The organism is Streptomyces sp. NPDC088810, assembly GCF_044750305.1.
Classification (GTDB): domain Bacteria; phylum Actinomycetota; class Actinomycetes; order Streptomycetales; family Streptomycetaceae; genus Streptomyces.
In genome coordinates, this window is record NZ_JBIVJQ010000027.1 from 1 (window position 1) to 2,549 (window position 2,549).

The 2,549-nt window shown below is 56.7% G+C and carries 1 rRNA gene; it reads right to left on the minus strand.

What is annotated here, in order from left to right:
- Positions 1-2,492, minus strand: a 23S ribosomal RNA gene (locus tag ACIP4Y_RS38415); the annotation flags it as partial.
- Positions 2,493-2,549 lie beyond the last annotated feature (57 nt).

Here is a 2,549-nt window from a genome sequence, read left to right on the forward strand (position 1 = left end):
CTTTAGGAGGCAACCGCCCCAGTTAAACTACCCATCAGACACTGTCCCTGATCCGGATCACGGACCCAGGTTAGACATCCAGCACGACCAGACTGGTATTTCAACGACGACTCCACAAACACTGGCGTGCCTGCTTCACAGTCTCCCAGCTATCCTACACAAGCCGAACCGAACACCAATATCAAACTGTAGTAAAGGTCCCGGGGTCTTTCCGTCCTGCTGCGCGAAACGAGCATCTTTACTCGTAGTGCAATTTCACCGGGCCTATGGTTGAGACAGTCGAGAAGTCGTTACGCCATTCGTGCAGGTCGGAACTTACCCGACAAGGAATTTCGCTACCTTAGGATGGTTATAGTTACCACCGCCGTTTACTGGCGCTTAAGTTCTCAGCTTCGCCCACCCGAAAGTGAGCTAACCGGTCCCCTTAACGTTCCAGCACCGGGCAGGCGTCAGTCCGTATACATCGCCTTACGGCTTCGCACGGACCTGTGTTTTTAGTAAACAGTCGCTTCTCGCTGGTCTCTGCGGCCACCCCCAGCTCAGAGCGCGAAGCTCATCACCGGTTGTGGCCCCCCTTCTCCCGAAGTTACGGGGGCATTTTGCCGAGTTCCTTAACCATAGTTCACCCGAACGCCTCGGTATTCTCTACCTGACCACCTGAGTCGGTTTAGGGTACGGGCCGCCATGAAACTCGCTAGAGGCTTTTCTCGACAGCATAGGATCATCCACTTCACCACAATCGGCTCGGCATCAGGTCTCAGACTATGTGCCAGGCGGATTTACCTACCCGACGTCCTACACCCTTACCCCGGGACAACCACCGCCCGGGATGGACTACCTTCCTGCGTCACCCCATCACTCACCTACTAACCGCTTGGTTCGGCGGCTCCACCACTTTCCTTTCCCCGAAGGGTCCGGAACGGCTTCACGGCCTTAGCATCACGATGCTCGATGTTTGACGCTTCACAGCGGGTACCGGAATATCAACCGGTTATCCATCGACTACGCCTGTCGGCCTCGCCTTAGGTCCCGACTTACCCTGGGCAGATCAGCTTGACCCAGGAACCCTTAGTCAATCGGCGCAAACGTTTCTCACGTTTGTATCGCTACTCATGCCTGCATTCTCACTCGTCAACCGTCCACGACTACCTTCCAGTGCCGCTTCACCCGGCAGACGACGCTCCCCTACCCATCACAGCACCCGTTGGGGCTATACGCTGCAATGACACGACTTCGGCGGTACGCTTGAGCCCCGCTACATTGTCGGCGCGGAATCACTAGACCAGTGAGCTATTACGCACTCTTTCAAGGGTGGCTGCTTCTAAGCCAACCTCCTGGTTGTCTGTGCGACTCCACATCCTTTCCCACTTAGCGTACGCTTAGGGGCCTTAGTCGATGCTCTGGGCTGTTTCCCTCTCGACCATGGAGCTTATCCCCCACAGTCTCACTGCCGCGCTCTCACTTACCGGCATTCGGAGTTTGGCTAAGGTCAGTAACCCGGTAGGGCCCATCGCCTATCCAGTGCTCTACCTCCGGCAAGAAACACACGACGCTGCACCTAAATGCATTTCGGGGAGAACCAGCTATCACGGAGTTTGATTGGCCTTTCACCCCTAACCACAGGTCATCCCCCAGGTTTTCAACCCTGGTGGGTTCGGTCCTCCACGAAGTCTTACCTCCGCTTCAACCTGCCCATGGCTAGATCACTCCGCTTCGGGTCTTGAGCGTGCTACTAAAAACGCCCTATTCGGACTCGCTTTCGCTACGGCTTCCCCACTCGGGTTAACCTCGCAACACACCGCAAACTCGCAGGCTCATTCTTCAAAAGGCACGCAGTCACGAGATACGTGCAAGCACGTATCCGACGCTCCCACGGCTTGTAGGCACACGGTTTCAGGTACTATTTCACTCCGCTCCCGCGGTACTTTTCACCATTCCCTCACGGTACTATCCGCTATCGGTCACCAGGGAATATTTAGGCTTAGCGGGTGGTCCCGCCAGATTCACACGGGATTTCTCGGGCCCCGTGCTACTTGGGTGTCTCTCAAACGAGCCGCTGACGTTTCGACTACGGGGGTCTTACCCTCTACGCCGGACCTTTCGCATGTCCTTCGCCTACATCAACGGTTTCTGACTCGTCCTGCCGCCGGCAGACGACAGAAGAGAGATCCCACAACCCCGCATGCGCAACCCCTGCCGGGTCTCACACGCATACGGTTTGGCCTCATCCGGTTTCGCTCGCCACTACTCCCGGAATCACGGTTGTTTTCTCTTCCTGCGGGTACTGAGATGTTTCACTTCCCCGCGTTCCCTCCACACTGCCTATGTGTTCAGCAGCGGGTGACAGCCCATGACGACTGCCGGGTTTCCCCATTCGGAAACCCCCGGATCAAAGCCTGGTTGACGACTCCCCGGGGACTATCGTGGCCTCCCACGTCCTTCATCGGTTCCTGGTGCCAAGGCATCCACCGTGCGCCCTTAAAAACTTGGCCACAGATGCTCGCGTCCACTGTGCAGTTCTCAAACAACGACCAGCCACCCATCACCCC